At 60.8% G+C, this 18,751-nt stretch carries 16 protein-coding genes and 2 pseudogenes; 6 read left to right on the top strand and 12 right to left on the bottom strand.

The genetic code is table 11. The features are described from left to right. Window positions 1-48 precede the first annotated feature (48 nt). Genes AM571_RS22430 through traA form a run of 4 tightly spaced genes read right to left on the bottom strand, consistent with a single transcriptional unit; the run spans window position 49 to window position 5,722 of the window. Entirely contained in the window at window positions 49-663 is a 615-nt protein-coding gene (locus AM571_RS22430) for a TraH family protein (RefSeq protein ID WP_074063655.1), read from the bottom strand. 16 nt (window positions 664-679) lie between these two features. Continuing rightward, window positions 680-1,843 (bottom strand): conjugal transfer protein TraB, encoded by a 1,164-nt coding sequence (locus AM571_RS22425; RefSeq protein WP_074063654.1) that lies wholly within the window; start codon window positions 1,841-1,843, stop codon window positions 680-682. Further along, entirely contained in the window at window positions 1,833-2,369 is a 537-nt protein-coding gene (gene traF, locus AM571_RS22420; RefSeq protein ID WP_237358584.1) for a conjugative transfer signal peptidase TraF, read from the bottom strand. The genes AM571_RS22425 and traF overlap by 11 nt, the downstream gene beginning before the upstream one ends. Before the next feature lie 26 nt (window positions 2,370-2,395). Continuing rightward, window positions 2,396-5,722, bottom strand: coding sequence for a Ti-type conjugative transfer relaxase TraA (gene traA, locus AM571_RS22415; RefSeq protein ID WP_074063652.1), 3,327 nt, complete (start codon window positions 5,720-5,722; stop codon window positions 2,396-2,398). Between the two features lie 264 nt (window positions 5,723-5,986). Here traA and traC point away from each other — a divergent pair, with 264 nt between their 5' ends. The 4 genes from traC to AM571_RS22395 all read left to right on the top strand — a co-directional run bounded on the left by traC (window position 5,987) and on the right by AM571_RS22395 (window position 9,089). Further along, a complete protein-coding gene (gene traC / locus AM571_RS22410) occupies window positions 5,987-6,283 on the top strand; it encodes a conjugal transfer protein TraC (protein ID WP_074063651.1) in 297 nt (98 codons plus the stop codon). A gap of 4 nt (window positions 6,284-6,287) precedes the next feature. Next, window positions 6,288-6,503 carry a type IV conjugative transfer system coupling protein TraD gene (traD, locus tag AM571_RS22405; protein WP_074063650.1) on the top strand — a complete coding sequence of 72 codons (216 nt, stop codon included), beginning with the start codon at window positions 6,288-6,290 and terminating at the stop codon, window positions 6,501-6,503. Beyond that, window positions 6,490-8,493: a Ti-type conjugative transfer system protein TraG gene (gene traG, locus AM571_RS22400; RefSeq protein WP_237358583.1), complete on the top strand. Its 2,004-nt coding sequence runs from the start codon at window positions 6,490-6,492 to the stop codon at window positions 8,491-8,493. The genes traD and traG overlap by 14 nt, the downstream gene beginning before the upstream one ends. Before the next feature lie 134 nt (window positions 8,494-8,627). Continuing rightward, window positions 8,628-9,089: a thermonuclease family protein gene (locus AM571_RS22395; RefSeq protein ID WP_081377197.1), complete on the top strand. Its 462-nt coding sequence runs from the start codon at window positions 8,628-8,630 to the stop codon at window positions 9,087-9,089. 236 nt (window positions 9,090-9,325) lie between these two features. Here AM571_RS22395 and AM571_RS22390 read toward each other — a convergent pair whose 3' ends face one another. Next, entirely contained in the window at window positions 9,326-9,640 is a 315-nt protein-coding gene (locus AM571_RS22390; RefSeq protein ID WP_074063649.1) for a hypothetical protein, read from the bottom strand. 780 nt (window positions 9,641-10,420) lie between these two features. Here AM571_RS22390 and AM571_RS22385 point away from each other — a divergent pair. Next, window positions 10,421-11,380: pseudogene (locus tag AM571_RS22385) on the top strand (reverse transcriptase domain-containing protein); the annotation flags it as partial. 198 nt (window positions 11,381-11,578) lie between these two features. Continuing rightward, window positions 11,579-11,854 (top strand): WGR domain-containing protein, encoded by a 276-nt coding sequence (locus AM571_RS22380; protein ID WP_074063710.1) that lies wholly within the window; start codon window positions 11,579-11,581, stop codon window positions 11,852-11,854. Window positions 11,855-12,359: 505 nt separating this feature from the next. Here the strand turns inward: AM571_RS22380 and AM571_RS37045 are convergent. From AM571_RS37045 to AM571_RS22350, 7 genes and pseudogenes are all read right to left on the bottom strand, one after another. Beyond that, entirely contained in the window at window positions 12,360-12,530 is a 171-nt protein-coding gene (locus AM571_RS37045; protein ID WP_196776349.1) for a hypothetical protein, read from the bottom strand. Window positions 12,531-13,205: 675 nt separating this feature from the next. Further along, window positions 13,206-14,261 carry a Fic family protein gene (locus tag AM571_RS22375; protein ID WP_074063648.1) on the bottom strand — a complete coding sequence of 352 codons (1,056 nt, stop codon included), beginning with the start codon at window positions 14,259-14,261 and terminating at the stop codon, window positions 13,206-13,208. Window positions 14,262-14,402: 141 nt separating this feature from the next. Further along, window positions 14,403-14,573 (bottom strand): annotated as a pseudogene (locus tag AM571_RS22370) (DUF736 domain-containing protein); the annotation flags it as partial. A 162-nt stretch (window positions 14,574-14,735) separates the two neighbouring features. Further along, window positions 14,736-15,035 carry a DUF736 domain-containing protein gene (locus AM571_RS22365; protein WP_024318408.1) on the bottom strand — a complete coding sequence of 100 codons (300 nt, stop codon included), beginning with the start codon at window positions 15,033-15,035 and terminating at the stop codon, window positions 14,736-14,738. Between the two features lie 462 nt (window positions 15,036-15,497). After that, window positions 15,498-16,502, bottom strand: coding sequence for a tyrosine-type recombinase/integrase (locus tag AM571_RS22360; RefSeq protein ID WP_074063647.1), 1,005 nt, complete (start codon window positions 16,500-16,502; stop codon window positions 15,498-15,500). Next, window positions 16,499-17,416 (bottom strand): tyrosine-type recombinase/integrase, encoded by a 918-nt coding sequence (locus AM571_RS22355; protein WP_074063646.1) that lies wholly within the window; start codon window positions 17,414-17,416, stop codon window positions 16,499-16,501. Before AM571_RS22355 ends, AM571_RS22360 begins: the two co-directional genes overlap by 4 nt. Then, window positions 17,410-18,618: a tyrosine-type recombinase/integrase gene (locus AM571_RS22350; RefSeq protein ID WP_074063709.1), complete on the bottom strand. Its 1,209-nt coding sequence runs from the start codon at window positions 18,616-18,618 to the stop codon at window positions 17,410-17,412. The genes AM571_RS22355 and AM571_RS22350 overlap by 7 nt, the downstream gene beginning before the upstream one ends. Between the last annotated feature and the right edge of the window lie 133 nt (window positions 18,619-18,751).

Here is an 18,751-nt window from a genome sequence, read left to right as displayed (position 1 = left end):
GGCTCATCTAGCTTCTCGCTGCCTGGTGTCAAGCGGTATCGCGAAGGATCATTTTGCTCCGATCCTCGACAGGTCGATGCGTATCTCTGCCGTTCCAACGCTGGGGCTTTGTTCGGGGTTTTGAATCTTCGCACCCTCCGGATTGCTGTGGCTGTTTGCTTCGTCCTCATCTGAGGGCGCCACACTGTCTGCGGCCACGCTTCGTCCCGGATCAGGAGCTTGAAACACGCTCGCTCCCTCGAACTCGCCGGTCTTCCAGGCGTAGACCGCGTCCTCGAAAATCTGCGGAAAGACGTCTTTGCTCGTTGGGTTGCCGTACCACTTGGCGACGATCCTCAGCACCTTGGCGAACATCGCCGTGCCTTTGCGAAGGTTTTGGCAGGCATCGACAAGGTCGGGTTTCAGATCCGCCGGTTCCTTGACGCCAACGCCTGCGGGAAACTGTGTCAGGCCGACGCGTACGACGGCCTGACCAGCATATTGCCGCACGATCGCCATCGCCTCGTCCGCCGTTCTGGGTTTCGGCACGAGGATCAATCGGGCGCCCGATTTGACGGTGACGGCGAGAGGATCGGCGGAGCCCGCAGCCGCCACGAACTGCTCGACGATAGCGGGCTTGAGGGAAGGGTCGGCGCAATCTTTTATTAGGGCGGCGTCGAGCATGGTGTCTCCTTGGCGCTCAGGTGTTGAAGGCAATGACAAGCGGTTTAGCGAAGAGCTTTGCCCATGCGTTGGTAGCGGCTCGTTGGATGGAGACGACGGATGTGCCTTCGGTCCACCAACCGTTTCCGACGGCAAGGATAAGATCCGGATCGTGAAGCATGGACTGGAGGACCGGCCAAACGATCAGTTGCTCATAGCAAATCAGTGGTGCTGCCCGGCTGGTACCGATGGAAACGACCGGGTTTGCGAAAAAATCCGCCTTCGCGCCGCCGCTCTCCCCGAACAACGATCGCCACGGCTGCCACATCGAGCCGGGAACCGGCATGCGTTCGCGATAAAGGATGCGAGCGCCCTGGCGATCGATCGTCACGAGGACATTGTCGTAACCCGAGGCATCGACCGTTGCGGCGCCGGCGATGACTGTGGCATCGCTATCGGCGAGTGCGCCTGTCCATAGACGCTCCACAGTCGGCGTCCAGAAGCCGAGCGCGCTTTCCGGTAACACCACATAGCGAGCGCCATCACTGGCCGCGCCACGCACCGCTGCGATCAGGTCACGCTGGCGGTGAAGACCGGCGTCACGGCCGAGCGAAGCGCCCAACTCCAGATCGACGCCGCGCCGGGCTTCCGGTAGTTTCGGGTCGGTCCAGGTAGCGGCGGACCACAGCCAAAAGCCAGTCAAGGCGATGGCGACAGCTGGCCAAATGCGGGTTACGAGGCCCGCAAGGCCAGCTGTGATCAAGCCCAGTCCCCACCATCCCCATCCTGGAAACACAATACCGGCGGCTGTGACGGGATGCGCCCAGCCCGTAATGCCGAACGGCGGCATGGCCATGATGACGGCCGCAAGGAGATAGCGGAACGGACGAGTGCAAGCGTTCGTCGTCCAGAGGATGGCATGCACGATGACAAAGCTCGTGGACGCACAAAACCAGAGCAGCAAGCCCGGCCAGATATCCGACGAATAAAAGGCGGCCACACCTTGCGGCAGCCCCCGTGATGCGGCCAGGAAGTATCCGGCCGAGACAAGCGCCGCCAGCAATCTCGTCCGCGTCAGCGACCAAAGGACGGGAAACCCCGTCGCGACCGGCAATAGAGCCACATGGCCGCTCCACCCCACCACGCCGATCGCGATCGAAGCGGATATCAGTAACGCCGATCGAATGTACTCACGGCGCATACGTGAGGACCTCCTGCGCCAGGCCGAGAATGCCCGAAGCAGGCACCGGGCCGAAGTATCGGGAATCGTAGGAGCTGGGGAATGAGGAATGCAGGAAGACATATTCTGGCGGTACAACGCCGCTCATAAACGGCGCCAACGGCCGATCGCTTCCGTCTCGCGTTGCGAGATTGGAAGAGGAAACCACCCGCCCCTCCACGCTCACGCTGGCGCCGATTTCGACCTGCTGTCCGGCGACCGCGATCACCGTCTTGATCAGCGGCGCGACGCCGCCCGGGCAGGAACCGGAACGGAGATAGCCGCGCGCTCGTGCTTCTTGCATTTGCGCGGTTGGCGGTGGGCAGATGAACACCAGGTCATTGACAGCAACGTGACGATAGAGCGGAACAATACGCCAGAGGCCGAGTGGCTCGCTCGGTGTCAGATTGATGCGGTAACCGCCGGCTAGGGCGGTGCCGATCGCCAGTATGGCGACTAATGCGGCCACCAAAATGATCCCAGCCGCTCGTCGTTGTTGCGCGGTCATCGCCTGGCGCGTTCCAGCTCCCGCCGTCATTTCAACGAGAGCCCTTGGCTCTTCGTCTGACGCAACGTCTCAGCCTGCTTGAGAGCTTCTGTCGTTCGTTCATGAGCAGTAAGTTGCTGGACCGTCCGCATGGAATTCCAAGCGGACTGGACCTCCGCCTTTTGGCCCGCCGTCATGCCTGCCGTGATGGTCTCGAAGGTCTTGCCATCAGTGTCTTTCGCGGCGAGAGGCATGAAGGTCCGTTCCCCGAAGCGCTCGGACACAGCCTTGGCGAAACCCTCCAATTCCGCTTTGACCATCTTGTCGGCCAGCGCGTATTCGAGACCGGCCGGAAGATCGTTGCGATCGATGGCATCACGGACACGCTCGAGTGTTTGCCTGGCCGCTGGAGAGAGTGCCGGGATGTCGACCGATACCTTCAGTCGGACGGCACGCTCCTCCGCCTCATGTTTCAACTCAGCCTCGGCCCGCTCACGAAAATAGCGTTCCAGGTTCCGGGCGAGCGCCGGTACATTGGCGATGGCTTTTTCCCGGCCCTGCCTGTCGGCGCGGCTGGCAAGAAGGCCGGTCTTGCCCTTGAGGGCGCCGAAGCTCTCGGGGGCGCCGGCGACCTTCGCGAGGGTGGATTGCGCGATCGATTGGTCCTTGACCATGGCGTCGACATTGATCGCCTTGAAAGCGGCTTCCGGTTGCGCGTAGACGAGCTGGAAACGGGTCGACACATCCTCCCATTGCTTCTTCAGACCGGGATCGGCGGCGAGCTTGTCTTCGACAGCCTGGTCGAGCGATTTCGGAAAGGTGGTGATGCCTGATACCATGGGCTTGGCCTCCTTGATTGTGCCCGGGATGGATTGCTTGTTGCTGCCGCGGACCAGTCCGAGCGCCGCACCGATGGCGGCGAGACGGGCGCCGAGGTCGGCGAGTTTCTGTTTCTGCCGGACGGCCCATTGGAGGCGATCGTGTGCGATCGTGCGGGCGACGTTCATGAGGTGCAGGCCGCGGGCCTCAGCAAAGCGCAACGCCTGGCGATAGAGAGCGCTCTTCTCGTAGTCGAGGCTGGTTTCCTTGGCGTTTCGGCGCGACAGGATCGGGATGAGGCCGCCGGATTTCGCGAAGGAGCGACTGCCGTAGTAGACTGCGAGATCCTCACGATGGCGCGTCATGGCTACATAGGTGAGATGCCTGTCCAACGAGAGGGAAGCAAGCACCTTCACCCGATCGACTGTCGCGCCCTGGCTCTTGTGGATCGTCGTCGCATAGCCGTGATCGAGATTGTTGTAGAAGCGCTGCTCGATCGTAACCTGACGGCGGTTCTCGCCGTCACCAATCTCCGCAACGACCCGGCCAGGTGCGGCTTCAAGCACCTTTGCGAGCATGCCGTTCTTGACGCCAAGGCTACCCTCGTTCTTGAGGAACACGATCTGGTCGCCGGTCGCGAACATGCGGGTTCCGTCCTCTGTCTTGAACGCAAATCCGTCTGCGACGACGCCGCGCTCGACCAGCTTGGCGCGGGCCATATCGTTGAGCTTTCGGACGTCGCGGCGAAGGTGTGCGAGGATCAGGCTGGTCTTCGAAGGGTCGTAGTCCCGATCCCAAGCTGCGATCAGGCTTTCGACGGCCTCGTCCTTCAGTCTCAAACCAATCATTCGACCATGGGCGGTGTAGGCATCGACAGCCTTGCGGACATTGCCACGAGCGAGATCGAGCGAGGCGTCGCGCATCCATTGCTGGCGCTGACGATAGATCGTCTCGAGTTCGGCATAGCCGATGCGATCGGCGATCGCACGGAAGGCGGCGCCCGCTTCGATCGGTTGAAGCTGTTCCGGATCGCCGACAAGGACGAGCTTGGCGCCGGCCCTGGTGACGGCTTCGACGAAGAGCGCCATCTGCCGTGACGACACCATACCGGCCTCGTCGAGTACGAAAACAGTCTTGTCGTCGAGCTGGTTGCGACCCTGGTTCCAGCGAAGCTCCCACGACGACAGCGTGCGGGAAACGATGCCAGCTTCCTTCTCCAAACCTTCGGCGGCTTTGCCAGCCAACGCTCCGCCGACCACACGATAGCCGGCCGTTTCCCACGCCTCGCGCGCAGCCTTCATCATCGTCGTCTTGCCGGCGCCGGCGCGGCCGATGACAGCGGCAATCCGCGTGGCCCCGGCTACATCCTCGATTGCCGTTCGCTGCTCATCCGACAGACGGGAATGACGCGCAAAGGTCGCCTGCAGCACCGCCTCACGGACTCCATGGGAGGCGCGACCGGAGAGCCAGATCGCGCGAGTGGCCATCTCGACTTCAAGCCGGATCATCTCCCGCGTCGTGTACTTGGCGGGTGTCCGAATACCAGTCGCAAAGTTGATCCGCTCGCGTTCGAGGCGGAGGGCCTCCGGGCTCTGCAGGATCCTCGCCATCAGGCTCTGGAACAGAGCGGCATCGTCGATATAGCGATACAAGACCTTCGCAACATCGCGTTCGTCGAAGACGCTCCTCTCCCGGGTGATCAGGTCAAGCACGATCTCCGGACGGCGCTGGATGCGCCGCGCATTCTCGCTGCGGCGCTGCTCCTGAAGCTCGACGCGTTCGAGCTTGCTCGCCGAGGTCTCCTGCGTCCGATCGGACTTCTCGGCCTTGCGCTCGATGGCTTTGGCGCCGGCGCCGAGGTGAATGGTTGGCACGAGGTCAATACCTTGCTTTTCGAAGGAACGACCATCGATCCGGACATCCAAGCCAGCAAGCGCCAGATGTTTGTTCTGGCAGGCAAACCAGCCGTCGCGAAACGCATTGAAATCCTCAGTGCTGCCGGCCCATAGCTCATAGACGATCTTGCCGGCGTCATTGCGGATCGGCTTGCCGTCCGGGGCGAGAACCGCGACCTTCTTCGAGCCGAAGCCGTCTTCGGTGAGCGGCCGCAATGTCGTCATCAGATGCACATGCGGATTGCCTGGGGCGTCGTGATAGACCCAGTCGGCGACCATGCCCTTCGCGGTGATGTGCCGCTCCACGAAATCCCGGACGAGCGCAATGTTCTGCGCGGCCGTCAGCTCTATTGGCAGCGCGATGGTGACATCCTTGGCAAGCTGGGCATCGGAGCGCTTTTCGAATACCTCCACCTTGTTCCAGAAAGCCTCGGATGCGCCGGCGATCGAGCGATCGGCAATCATGCTGCGCACCCATTCCGGCGCGTCGGCAGGGATCACGAACTCCTCATGCAGGAGCCCCTGCTTTCGCGTGTAGTCGATCGTCCGGGCTTCCCGCTCGAACTCCATCTTAGCGCAGTGCCGGTAGGCCGCCGACAGGACGGCGCTGCGGCCGGAGCCACGGGCGACGACGCTGACGGAGAAGTGAGGGACGGCCACGGCGGAGTTCTTTCCCGGTTGCGAACGAAATCAATGCGTTCGTTGGGAGCGGCGGCCCCGCCAGGCTCTCCAGCAACACGTCGCGCCAGCGACGTATAATTGCGCCCTTGGAAGCCCCTTGGAAGCCGCTCCTTCGGAACGGCCGGGATGATCCACCAAAGCATCGCCGTTGGCGATTGTAGGATTCACAGTAGTGCGTTCCGCACTCTGTTCCGAAAAACTGGCTTCGAAAGACACGCTTTCTCAGCCAGGGAGACAATCGGAATGAAGAAGCCATCCGCGAAAATCCGCGACGAAATTGCCAAACTGCAGGAGCAGCTCAAGATAGCCGAGACACGGGAAGCGGAACGCATCGGCCGGATCGCGCTCAAGGCGGGCCTTGGCGACATCGAGATTGACGAGGCGGAGCTTCAGGCAGCGTTTGACCAGCTGAACAGGCGATTTCGCGGAGGGCAGGGCGGTACGACCGGAGGGAAAAAGGGGGCAGGCGATGGCAGCGGCGCAACTTCAACCACGGCGGTCGCGTCTGGCCCGAATGCAGGCGGGACTGGCGAGGCTTGAACGGATGAGCAGGACGATGACATCCGACGCCCGCAAGAAGGACACGCGCGAAAAAATCGAGCTCGGCGGCCTGATCGTCAAGGCGGGTCTTCGCTACGAGAAGCGAGCGCTGGTGCTGGGCGCGCTGATCGATGCAGCGCGCCGCATCAAGGGTGACGATGGCGAGCGATCCAGGCTCACCGCACTCGGCGTGGAGGCGTTAGGCAATGACGATCAATAGGATTGCGCTCGTCATCTTGCCAGCGGCGTTGATGATCCTGGTCGTCATCGGAATGACCGGGATCGAACATTGGCTATCCGGGTTCGGGAAAACCGAGACCGCACGCTTGGCATGGGGGCGGGCAGGGATCGCGCTTCCCTATCTCGCAAGTGCCGCGGTCGGCATCTTGTTCCTGTTCGCGACCGCCGGCTCGATCAATATCAAACAGGCCGGTTGGGGCGTCGTTGCGGGATGCAGCGGGACGATCCTGATCGCAACACTCCGCGAAACAATGCGCCTTTCCGCTTTCATGAAGACGCTGTCCGCCGACAAGACGGTCTTGGCCTTTCTCGATCCGGCAACGTCGATCGGAGCGAGTGCGGGGCTGTTATGTGCCTGCTTCGCACTCCGCGTCGCGCTCATCGGCAATGCCGCCTTCGCAAGGGCCGAGCCGAAACGCATTCAGGGCAAGCGGGCGCTCCATGGCGAAGCGGATTGGATGAAGCTCACAGAGGCGGCAAAGTTGTTTCCCGATACTGGTGGCATCGTCATTGGCGAGCGCTATCGGATCGACAAAGACAGTGTCGCGAGCCAAGCGTTTCGCGCCGACAGCGCTGAGACCTGGGGCGCCGGTGGCAAGTCGCCGTTGCTGTGCTTCGATGGCTCGTTCGGCTCGTCGCACGGGATTGTCTTTGCCGGTTCCGGCGGTTTCAAGACGACGTCGGTGACGATCCCGACGGCACTCAAGTGGGGCGGAACGCTTATCGTGCTCGATCCATCGAACGAGGTCGCACCGATGGTCTCCGCGCATCGCGGCGGAGCGGGAAGGGACGTGTTCGTTCTCGATCCGAGGAAGCCGGACATCGGCTTTAACGTCCTGGACTGGGTCGGACGTTTCGGCGGAACCAAGGAAGAGGATATCGCCTCGGTCGCCTCATGGATCATGAGTGACAGCGGCGGCCCGCGCGGTGTCCGTGACGACTTCTTTCGAGCGTCAGCTCTCCAGTTGCTGACGGCGCTCATCGCCGACGTCTGCCTGTCCGGTCACACGGACGAGAAGGAGCAGACGCTTCGCCAGGTACGCATGAACCTCTCCGAGCCTGAGCCGACATTGCGCAAGCGGCTGCAAGACATCTACGACAATTCCGGCTCGGATTTCGTGAAGGAGAATGTCGCAGCCTTCGTCAACATGACGCCGGAAACCTTCTCCGGCGTCTATGCCAATGCGGTCAAGGAAACGCACTGGCTTTCCTATCGGAACTACGCAGCACTCGTGTCGGGACGGAAGTTCTCGACCAGCGACATCGCGGCCGGGAATACCGACGTCTTCATCAACATCGACCTCAAGACATTGGAGACCCATTCGGGTCTTGCGCGTGTCATCATCGGTTCGTTTCTCAACGCGATCTACAATCGCGACGGACAGATCAAGGGGCGTGCTCTGTTTCTCCTCGATGAGGTCGCCCGCCTCGGCTACATGCGGATCGTCGAAACCGCACGTGACGCCGGACGCAAATACGGCATCACGCTGACGATGATCTACCAGTCGATCGGCCAGATGCGCGAAACCTATGGCGGCCGCGACGCGGCAAGCAAGTGGTTCGAGAGTGCCAGCTGGATTTCGTTCGCGGCCATCAACGATCCCGAGACCGCCGATTACATCTCCCGACGGTGCGGCATGACCACGGTCGAGATCGACCAGGTCAGCCGCAACTTCCAGGCAAAGGGATCGTCTCGAACGCGCTCGAAGCAGCTCGCGGCACGACCGCTCATCCAGCCGCACGAAGTTCTACGCATGCGGGCGGACGAGCAGATCGTGTTCACAGCCGGCAACGCGCCGCTCAGATGCGGCCGCGCCATTTGGTTCCGCCGCGAGGATATGAAGGCATGCGTTGGCGAGAACCGGTTCTATTCGATGGGCGGAAGGGAGAAGGAAGGTTCGAATTCGACGCCTGCGGTAAACGCCAATGAAACCAAACCGACTGTAACGTCTGCAGGCGAAGAGGGATGAAAAGCTTGGCGCAAAAGAACGTCATACCGTTCAGGAAAAATCGGAAGGTCGCGAATGATCGTCCCGGCATCAATGCGGCGCGATCGACGTCACGTCGTTACCGTCGCGGTCGTGGCAGAGGCATTCCGATCACCATGGTCTGGGCCGTGGTGATCGGCGCCGCCGGCTGGCTGTACCTCGATCACAATGGCCATCTCGACAGCGCGGCTGTCTTCGCCAAAGCGCCGGCACAAGACGCGCTATCGGCGTCGTTCGCGCTCTGTGGCGACAGCCATCGGGCGAACTGCGTCGTCGATGGTGACACCTTCTGGTTCGAGGGCGAGAAAATCCGCATCGCCGATATCGATACGCCTGAACTCAGCCCGCCCCGCTGCGAGGCTGAACGGATCAAAGGTGAAGCGGCGAAATCCCGCCTGCTGACGCTGCTCAACGCTGGAAAATTCTCCCTGGCGGCCGGGTTCCGTGACGAAGACAAGTACGGTCGCAAACTTCGCACCGTGTCTCGTGCGGGCAACTCGCTGGGCGATGTTTTGATCGACGAAGGGCTCGCCCGATCCTGGGATGGTGCCCGACACGGCTGGTGCCAGGGCGGGTGACAGCGAGCCATCGCTTTCCCAGCACGGGAGAGGGGTTTGGGGAAAGGGAGAAGGGAACCGTCCCCTTTCCCCATGGGAGGAAGTTTGAAGGAGAGGCGTTGCCCTTCCTTCATGGGGTGAGGTTTGAGAGGGGCGGCAGAGCCCCTTTCACAGCCGCTCCTGCCGGTCGATCCGGCTGGACCGGCTCTCGTGGAAAGGCAAAGACCAGAGGCGGGTAGCCGCCTCTGGTCTCGACCTCAATCGCCCGAGTCGAAAGGCTCATTGCCCTCAAGGCCGATGTGCCATCGTTTGTCGGACCACCGGGACGGGAGGTAGATCTCATCACCGCCGAAGTGCGCAATGATGATCTTGCCGGCCTCGTGGAACAATCCGAAATCGACCTTGTTGTCGATTGCCCAAAGCCGCGCCGCAGACAGAAATTCGCGCGAGATATCGGCGGGAAGATGCACTTCCGCATCGAAATTTCGGCGCAAACTTTCAAGCCAATCCGGCTGTTGATCCGGCAGCTTCTGGTCTTCTCCAACCAAGTGGGTGATTTGATGCTTTGTCATCAGGGTCTCCTTTTCGTTTCTGACGAAAGGTGCCCGCACCGTAGTCCGTGAGGGGTCAGGGACCGCGGAACGCGGCCGCCGTGCGGCGAGCGGAGGAACCGATTTTCTCTGTGCCGCTTGCGGCGCTGGTAAAATTGGAGGGGCCGCGATGTCCTTGACGCCGGAGTGCGACCTGAAAGTCGCACGAATCTCTGTTTCGAGAGGAGAACACGTGATGTGAACTTTACGAAACCGACCGTTCCATCGGTCGTTCCCTACCCGAACATGCGAAGTTGGCAACGACTCCGTGTGGAGCTTCGGGGACAACGTAACCACCGGGTGACCGGTCCACCGAACCGTGAGGCGAAGTGGAAACTGCCAGCACAAAGGCGGTGAGGTGCAAGGGACGAGCAATGACGACCAACACAAGTGAACTTCCGATAAACGCCGTAACAAGGAACAAGCCAAATGTGCTGATAGGCTTGAACCAAAAGGTGTGCAGCAAGGTGTGGTCCTTTCAGGTTGGACCTCCATGGACGGAAAGCTGCCGGCGAAAAGGAAGGGTCCGACTGGCTCTGAGATTCATGCGGAACAGGGTAAGCCCATAGCGCTGCCGGTAACGGCAGGCGAACCGTAAGGAACGCTGTTGGTGTTGTGGGTAAAGGAAGGCGGAGAAAGCAAAGGCCCGGCTGTAGTAGTCGGGATACGGGCTGCAACATTGCCCGACACGAAAGTGGGCAGACTTCCGCCCGGTCATTCATGGCGAGAGAACATGACTAATTGCTGGACGAGGAAAAGCAGATGACGGCAATCGATGCGAAAGCAGCGAATGCCGGTGCGTCCTCGCACGAAGGGCAGATGTGGGATCAGACAGACTGGTCGCAGATTGAAGCAACCGTGAAGCGACTTCAAGTGCGTATCGCCAAGGCCACTCGCGAAGGCCGATGGGGTAAGGTAAAAGCCTTGCAACGTCTGCTGACCCGCTCGCACAGCGGCAAGATGCTGGCTGTGAAGCGGGTGACGGAGAATCGCGGGAAGAAAACGCCGGGAGTGGACGGAGAAATCTGGACAACCCCGGTGGCCAGATGGAAGGGAGTAATGTCGCTGCGGCACCACGGCTACCGTACGATGCCGTTGCGACGCGTTTATATTCCCAAGAGTAACGGCAAGAAGCGCCCACTCGGGATACCCCGTATGCTGTGCCGCGCAATGCAAGCCTTATGGAAGCTTGCGCTGGAACCAGTGACGGAGACCTTGGCGGACCCGAATTCCTACGGATTTCGGCCCAAACGCTCGACAGCCGACGCCATCGAGCAGTGCTTCATCACGTTGGCAAGACGAAAGTCCGCCACGTGGATTCTAGAGGGCGATATCAAAAGCTGTTTCGATGAAATCAGCCATGATTACATCCTCGAGCATATGCCTATGGACAAGGCGATCCTGCGGAACTGGCTTCAAGCCGGATACATTGAAGAGGGAACTCTGTTCGAGACGCGGGCGGGAACCCCGCAAGGGGGCGTGATTTCGCCCACAATCGCGAACAGAGTGTTGGATGGGCTTGAGGCCGCAGTCGATGCAAGCGTGGGATCGTCGAAATCCACGTACCGAAAAGCCAAACCCCACGTCATCCGTTATGCCGACGACTTTATTGTAACCAGTGCGTCGAAAGAGGTGCTGGAACACAAGGTCTTGCCGGCGATCAGGAAATACCTGGCTGTTCGCGGACTGGAACTCTCGGACGAGAAAACCAGAATCACGAACTGAGGCATGCTTCCTGCTGCGAGAGGATCGTGACCCGACTGGGCGGAGACCGTGTGCGGACTCCGGTCGCAGCACGACTAGAGCCGTGCGCGCCGGCGCCTCGCCCGGGCCCGACTCTTCACGGAAATGAATCGGTCGCAATTGTTCGATTCATATATGTCGTTGGACGTGTCAGGGGTAGGCCGCGATGATGTCAACATGATCGCACAGCCTTACCAGCTCTACATCGAACGCACTGACGCGGCGAAGAACATGGCTCGCTTCTATGCCCTGCAGATTTCCATGTCGCTGTTCGGTGAAACCTGCCTGATACGTCGCTGGGGGAGGATCGGGACATCGGGGCAAATGATGATCCATCATTTCGGGCGGGAGGAAGAGGCCGTCAGACTGTTCCTCGATCTGACACGACAAAAGAGAGCCCGTGGCTATCGACCGAGGACTATTGCCCAGCGGCCGTCAGCTGACCGACGATGACGCCCGCGGCGCAACAATGCAGGGCCGCCAAAGCGGCCCCGGCGCGTCATTTGCGGCGGTTCCAGTCGGTCTCGAACGAAACGTCGATCTCGACTAACAAGGGGATCTTGATCGAAAGCTTCAGACCGAGCTTTCCCTTGCGGAAGAAATGACAGATTACCTTGCCGAGATTGCGGAGCCGGCGGCTGTGGCTGCGAGGAACTGGGCGAGTTGTCGCATGGTGGGTTCTCCTTTCGGATTGCTGATATCGTGGGGATCGACTGCAGACCTCGAAGGAGGGCCGCACCGGGACGGTCGAAGCGGGAGCGGAGAACCTGGAGCCGCCTGAATTTTGAGAGGGCGAGGAGCAGCCTGCGGCGGGGAAAATTCTGGCTGCGCATGGTTGCGTCATGACGAAGGGGATGCATCATCCCCAGATGCAGATAACAGCCTGTCGAAGGAGAGACGCGACGGCTCGGTCAGCCTCTATGGCAAGTGCTTGAATTGGGGCAGGGAAGAAGCCGCCTCAGAAGGGCGGCTCGGCCTCGATCGCACCGACCTGTTCGGCCAGGTGCACGGCGAGCTCGGCCTGGGCAAGGGCAAGGTCGAGCTCGGTCTCGATCTGGCGGCGCTCGGCTGCGTCGCATGTGTTCTTCAGCTCGGCACGTAGTTCTTCGATGTGCTGTTCGATCGTCATGGTCTCATCTCCGTGAGTTCGTGAAAGACGAGCCTGCAGGGCGGGACGGGGTGGCGGGGTCAGGGATCGCGAATGCGACCGCCGGAGGCGGCGGGTGGGGGAGCCGATTTCGTGTTGGCGCTTACCAAGCGGCGGTGCGAAATTGGGGGTAACCGCTCGTCCTTGACGCTGCCATCCCGGCCCGGCATCATCGGCGATCTGAGCGGCTATCCCCATTTCCGTATCGCACCAAAAAGCCGGTACCGGGCTCGACGCGTGGTTCCGGCTTGACATTTTGGTTGAAGAGGCCCCGCCCGATGGGCGTAGAGGTGAAGGTGCCGATGGTAGCCATTGTCATGTTCCTTTCGTTGTTCGGGCCGCGCCCTTCGCGGCCTCGATGGCTGTCGCAAAGACCGGGGACGATCGGACCGCACCTGTCGAGGCCGGAATGAAATGGAGGGCGGCCGGGAGGAACTTTGTTGCTGCGCGAGGAATGGCGGCAAAGCCGTCAGGGGAAGAAAGTTTCGGATGGCTGTTGCGGGAGGAGAGGCGGAGCCGCTCTCCGGTCAGACATGCCTCATCGAGCCCGCGGATGGAGCGCCGCTAACGTCAGGCAAGGGGACGTGGCAATGGCCGCCGCACACAGTTGGGCCGTAGCTCCGATCTCGGCACATCGGCGGACCGATCACTCCGGCTTTAAGTCAGGCCGTACCAGGTCCCACGACCGGCTCCATGAAGGGTCAGATGTCCCTGCTCGGTCAACGCCCGAAGATGATCCTTGACGGTGTTGCGGCTTGCGCCTGTGGCCTTGGCCGCGTCCATCACCGTGACGCGCCCGCGTTCACGCGCCAGTTCGAGGATCGCGACCGACAACTCCGGCAGGTCGCCCAGCAGGATGTGTTCACGCTCGATCTTGCGCTCGAGCCGCTGCTTCTGGCGCTGCAGGCTCCGGAGGAAAAACTCGACCCACGGATTCCAGTCCTGTTGATCTGTTCTGATCGTGCCCTGCGTTCGACGAAGCGCAAGGTAATAGGCTTCCTTGTTCTGCTCGACAACGCTTTCGAGAGAGCTGTAGGGCACGTAGGAATAGCCAGCCCGAAGGAGGAGCAGAGTGGTCAAGGCTCGCGACAGGCGGCCATTGCCATCCTGGAAAGGATGGATTTCCAGAAAGACCACCACGAAGACAGCGACAATGAGCAGAGGGTGGAAGGTGCCATCCTTCTCCTGGGCCTGTTGCCAGGCCACTAGGTCCGACATTCGCCCCGGCGTGTCGAAGGGGGAAGCTGTCGCGAAGACGACGCCCAGGCTTCGTCCATCTTCGTCGAAGGCCTCGACATTGTTGGCAAGGGTTTTCCAGTTTCCCCTGTGTCGCTCATCCTTGGTCGAGTGAGCAAGCAGATCCCGATGGAGTTGGCGGATGTGATTTTCGTCAAGCGGGATCGCGTCGAAGGCGGAGAAGATTGTTTCCATCACCTCGGCATAACCTGCGACCTCCTGTTCGTCTCGGCTGGTGAACGAGCCGATACGGAGGTTCGAGAGCAGCCTTTCGACTTCGCGGTCGCTTAGTTTTGCGCCTTCGATACGGGTCGACGAGCCGATGCTTTCGATCGTCGCCACCCGCCGCAAACTGGACAACCGGTCGGGCGCGATGCGGCCGAGCGCTCGCCACGCACCTTTGAATTCGTCGATCTCGGCGATCAACGACAGGATCTCAGGCGTGATACGCAATTTCGCAAGATCAAGGACCGTCATCCATTATCCCATCCGTTTCCATCCAAATGGGATATGGCACATCGAGATCCATTTTTCCATCCATTTTCATCCAATATGAACTAATGGACGGCGGAAGTCACAACGAAGAGGCCCCGCCCGATGGGCGGAGCCTCGATGAACTCAGTCGCGATTGGGGCGAGACCAGATCAACTGATAACCGTCCTCGCCTTCGACCTCAGCCAGCGTTGCGTAGATCGGAGCCGGGAAGCTCGGGTCGTCCAGCTTGACCGAGAGGTAGTCGCGGTCCGTTTGTTCCGAGCGCTTCTGCCAGGCGGCGCCGAGCTCAACGTTATGCGGTGCACCGCATAATGTCGATTATGCAGAGAGCGGGATTTTGCGGAGTGTTGGTCGCTGAAGCCTGCTTTTGCCGGTGTTTTCGGTGGATTTTACTCCGCATAATTCCGGAGGGTTGAGGAGTGGCGCCCCGCTTTGAGCGGAGCGCCGTGGTGCTGGTCAGCGTGACCAGATGAGCTTGTGCTCGCCCTTGTCGCCCTGGACGAGTGAGGCGTAGACGGGCGCCGTGAAGGACGGATCGTCGAGCTTGAGCGAGAGGTATTCGGCGCCCGTTTCCCGGGCGGTCCGGCTCCAGCCGGCTCCGAACTCGACACCCGTTGCTGTGACCCGGAAGTCCGGGGCGCGATCGTTGTCGCGGTCGCAGGGTTTGATGGATGCCTTGACGTTGAGGGTGAGGGTCTTGATGGTGCCGTTGTAGGCGCCGGTTTCGTCGCGGGTGAAGGTGCCGATCTGAGCCATTGTCGTTTCTCCTGAGAGTTGTTCGAAGCCGCCCGATGCGGCCTCGATGGCGGTCAAGAGGCGACGGGTTGGCCTGCTGCATCCAAAGGACCACAGCGCCAGCGGAGGACGGCGGTAGCCGAGCTTGTTGCTTCGCGAGGAATGGCCGCTTGCGGTCAGGGGAAGAAGGTCGGCGAAGCCGTTGCAGGCCAAGGCCGGACCGGCGCCAGACCAGCCGAGATGAGAGGCCGTATCGGGGCTTCGCGGCATTGTCGGCCGAGAACGACGTGGATGATCAGAGCCACATCAGCATGAACACCGCTGTCGCAGTGTCATTGCCCCTACCGATGTCATTGCCCTCATGGTCCGGGCCGACGACACCAAACCCGCTCGATATGGTGCGGGCCATGTCAAGCAGGATGCCGGTGGAACAAGCGTCTCACGCGGTGCGCCGAAGCCGCCTCAGATCTGTAACCGATCCGATCACGCCGGTGTTTCCAAGTCCGAGAGTAGCGATGCGATCAAAGCATCCGGTGCCTTGAACCGTCCGCGTCGCAGTTCTGGCGGGACGACCGCCTCGACCGCTTCCAGCTTTTCGGTAGGATCCATGCGCAGGTAGACCTCCGTTGTACGAATGTCGGTGTGACCCAGCCACAGGGCGACCTTCCGGATGTCATGGGTAGCCTGTAGCATTATGACTGCGCAGCTATGTCGAAGCTGGTGCGGCGAGACGTTCTGATCACGCAGCGAAGTGCAGGTTTCCGCCGCCTTGCGGACATGCTTGTCGAGAATATACTCGAATCCCGCACGCGTCATCGCATCCCCTTGTGCGTTGACGAAGAGTTCCGGCACTCGGACCAAGCCCCTGATGCTCAGCCAGGCGCGAAGGTCCCGAGCCGTGTCCTTCCACAGCGGTAGGCAGCGCTCCTTACGGCCCTTGCCTTGAACCATTACGGTCGCGCCGTGTCGAAGTGACAGGTTTTCTGCGAGAACGCCGACCAGTTCGGAGACCCGCAAGCCTGCTCCGAAGCAGAGGTGCATCATGGCCCGGTCGCGCACGCCAAAGCGTGTCGCAAGATCGGGGACGTTGAGGATTGCTCGCATTTCCTCCATTGTCAGGTGACGGATGAGCTTCTGGTCGTGGCGCTTGGCCGGGATCGCATGGACCCGGCCGATCTGCTCCAGGGCGGAGGGCACCTTGTGCTCCACATAGCGCATGAACGTCTTGATGGCAGCAAGCCGGACATTGCGCGTGGACGCGCTATTGCCGCGATCGTGTTCAATGTAACCAAGGAAAGCGACGATCATCGGCGCGTCGAGGTCCTCAATCGTCAGCAAAGACGGACGGGTGCCCAGCCGTTTCGCCGCATAGTCGAACAATAGTTTGAAGCAGTACGCATAGGTCTCGCAGGTTTGCGGACTGTAACCCCTTTGGCGGGGCATATAGTCACGCAGAAAGCTGGTGATGAGTGGAGCGAGCTTCGTCATACGTCGCCCTCCCCAACCAGCTTTTCCGCGGCCGCTGCGATGTCGACCATCATTTCTGGCGTCGCCTGAAGATACCAGTATGTATTGTGGATACTGACATGACCCAAGTAGGTCGATAGGGCGACGAAGTGCTTGGCAATCGTGCCGCGTTCGGCGCCGCATTGTTCCAGGACACGGGTTGCGAAGGTATGTCGAAGATCATGGATGCGCGGCTGCCGACTTCGATCCGGCGCGATGCCCGCTCGTCGCAGGATGCAGCGGAATGCATAGTTCACCGTCGATGGGTAAAGCTGTCGGTGCTTGACGGATGGGAAGAGCCAATCGCTCTCGCCTGCAAGCTGGCATCGCGCGTCAAGATAGCCTTTGAGCGCCTCGACGACGGTCGCGTGCAGCGGCACTAACCGGCTTTTACGGAACTTGGTTTCGCGAATGTGCAACACGCCGTCATGCAGAATGTCATCAACCCTGAGCGCAAGAGCCTCGGAGACACGCAGTCCAGTGGATGCAATCAACCCAAAAAGCATGACGTAGAGTTCGCGACGCAGCGGATTGGGCCTTTGGCGCCTTAGGTGACCGGTAGTATCGAGAATCCGGGCTATCTCGTCCGCTGTATAGATGTAGGGAACCGGCCTATTGGTGATCCGCTTGATATCTGGGGGCGGTATCTCGTGGCGAGGGTCTTCCGCCTGCAGGAAGCGAGCAAACAGGATAATGGCTGTCAGGCGATGCGCCATGGCGTTTGGGCTTTTGGCCGCCATGGGCAACCACGTAAGAGCTGTTGCAGTGCGAATGTGGCTCTCGCCGCGTTCCGCTGCAAAGCGCGCGAACGCGAGAAGATGCCGCTCGGCCTGGACAAGCTTATAACCTAGCGCCCGGCGTAGACTGATATAGCGGTTGACGTCGGCACTCAGCATGGCAGCCTCCCGCCCCATGGTTGCGCGATCTCGGACAAGAGGCCGATGTCTACCTTGGCGTAGAGCGCGGTCGTTGATGGAGAACGGTGACGCAACACGGCTCCAACGCCGGCAAGGCTTGCGCCGTTACGCAGCATCGCAGTCGCCGCCGAGTGCCGGAGCACATGCGCCCCTCGATGGATACTTTCAATCCCCGCTCTGTCGAGCCCGCGGCGCACGATACATTTCACGGCAATTCGGCTGAGTGGCCTGATCGGTGCAATATCCGTCAGGAACACTCGAGTCGTCGCAATGCGCGGCCTTGCCCGCTCGATATAAGCTAAAATGGCATCGCCAACGTCTTGAGGTAGCGGGAGCCGTTCCTCCCGCCGGGCCTTGCCGACAAGCGTTATTCGGCCATTTTTCCAATCAATGTCACGGAAAGTGAGATTAGCGGCTTCGCTGGCCCTGAGGCCCAGCCGACCCAAGAGTAGTATGACAGCGCGGTCGCGTAACCGGCTTTCGCCGCCACAAGCGGCAAGGAGGCGGTCGATATCACTTTGACCAAGGAAACGCGGTGTCGTCGCCAATTGCCAGCTCGCAAAGCTCGGAACTGCATAATCCCGGCCAGCGGGGCATTGCCCGTTCGCCACAAGATATTTGAGGTAGGCGCGCGTTGCGACAGTGATACCCTGAGCCCGAGCGCGGCCATGCGGTTTCGCGCGATCAAGCACGAAGCCACGGATCGCGGCCGCTGTATAAACCTCTGGATCAGTGCCGAGCGACACCAGAAGGTCGATCAAGATTGGCTGATAGGTATCGAGTGTGGAATCCTTGATGCCACGCTGCTCTCTCATCCAGCATCGGAACGCGGCAAGCGCCGGCCAGGTCTCTTCCAGCGACGGGTGCAGTTCTGGAGGCAGAAGGTTCTTCTCGTGCAGATAAGAGAGGAACAGCCCGGCCGCACCCTGCGGAGCACGCGCTTTTTTGCTACCTCGGAACACCGACGCCGATGCGGCGAAGCCAACAGCGAGCGTGTCGATCTCGAAGCCCGTCGCTCGCACCCAGTCACTCCATAGCGCCAACAGGCGCACCACCTCCACGATCGTTGCAGGCGAATAATTCCGCTGGGATAACCACTCCTTGAACCCATCGACATGCGGCTGTAGCCAGTTGATCCGAACATTAATACTGCGGCGATGTCTGTACTTTCGCTTTGTCACTATTACCTCCAGTTGCTTGTCGGCGCCGGAGAAGTCCGGCGTGTTGAACAAATCGGAGGTTTAAAATCCATTCCAGCAGTCGGTATGCAGCTCATCCGTTATCGGCACGGCGAGTTTGGCCTCACAGGCCGAC

Source organism: Rhizobium etli 8C-3, from assembly GCF_001908375.1.
GTDB classification, from domain to species: Bacteria; Pseudomonadota; Alphaproteobacteria; order Rhizobiales; family Rhizobiaceae; genus Rhizobium; species Rhizobium etli_B.
The sequence above is the reverse complement of the archived record's forward strand: the minus strand, read 5'-3'. Positions and strand labels throughout refer to the sequence as shown.

Excerpts from the sequence above, each read along its gene's own strand:
- traC (WP_074063651.1), top strand. The coding sequence starts at position 5,987 with ATGAAGAAGCCATCCGCGAAAATCCGCGACGAAATTGCCAAACTGCAG.
- AM571_RS22355 (WP_074063646.1), bottom strand. The coding sequence starts at position 17,416 with ATGCTGAGTGCCGACGTCAACCGCTATATCAGTCTACGCCGGGCGCTA.
- AM571_RS37045 (WP_196776349.1), bottom strand. The coding sequence starts at position 12,530 with ATGACGATCGAACAGCACATCGAAGAACTACGTGCCGAGCTGAAGAAC.
- AM571_RS22380 (WP_074063710.1), top strand. The coding sequence starts at position 11,579 with ATGATCGCACAGCCTTACCAGCTCTACATCGAACGCACTGACGCGGCG.
- traG (WP_237358583.1), top strand. The coding sequence starts at position 6,490 with ATGACGATCAATAGGATTGCGCTCGTCATCTTGCCAGCGGCGTTGATG.
- AM571_RS22430 (WP_074063655.1), bottom strand. The coding sequence starts at position 663 with ATGCTCGACGCCGCCCTAATAAAAGATTGCGCCGACCCTTCCCTCAAG.
- traD (WP_074063650.1), top strand. The coding sequence starts at position 6,288 with ATGAGCAGGACGATGACATCCGACGCCCGCAAGAAGGACACGCGCGAA.
- traF (WP_237358584.1), bottom strand. The coding sequence starts at position 2,369 with ATGACCGCGCAACAACGACGAGCGGCTGGGATCATTTTGGTGGCCGCA.
- AM571_RS22395 (WP_081377197.1), top strand. The coding sequence starts at position 8,628 with ATGGTCTGGGCCGTGGTGATCGGCGCCGCCGGCTGGCTGTACCTCGAT.
- AM571_RS22375 (WP_074063648.1), bottom strand. The coding sequence starts at position 14,261 with ATGACGGTCCTTGATCTTGCGAAATTGCGTATCACGCCTGAGATCCTG.
- AM571_RS22390 (WP_074063649.1), bottom strand. The coding sequence starts at position 9,640 with ATGACAAAGCATCAAATCACCCACTTGGTTGGAGAAGACCAGAAGCTG.
- AM571_RS22360 (WP_074063647.1), bottom strand. The coding sequence starts at position 16,502 with ATGACGAAGCTCGCTCCACTCATCACCAGCTTTCTGCGTGACTATATG.
- AM571_RS22425 (WP_074063654.1), bottom strand. The coding sequence starts at position 1,843 with ATGCGCCGTGAGTACATTCGATCGGCGTTACTGATATCCGCTTCGATC.
- AM571_RS22365 (WP_024318408.1), bottom strand. The coding sequence starts at position 15,035 with ATGGCTCAGATCGGCACCTTCACCCGCGACGAAACCGGCGCCTACAAC.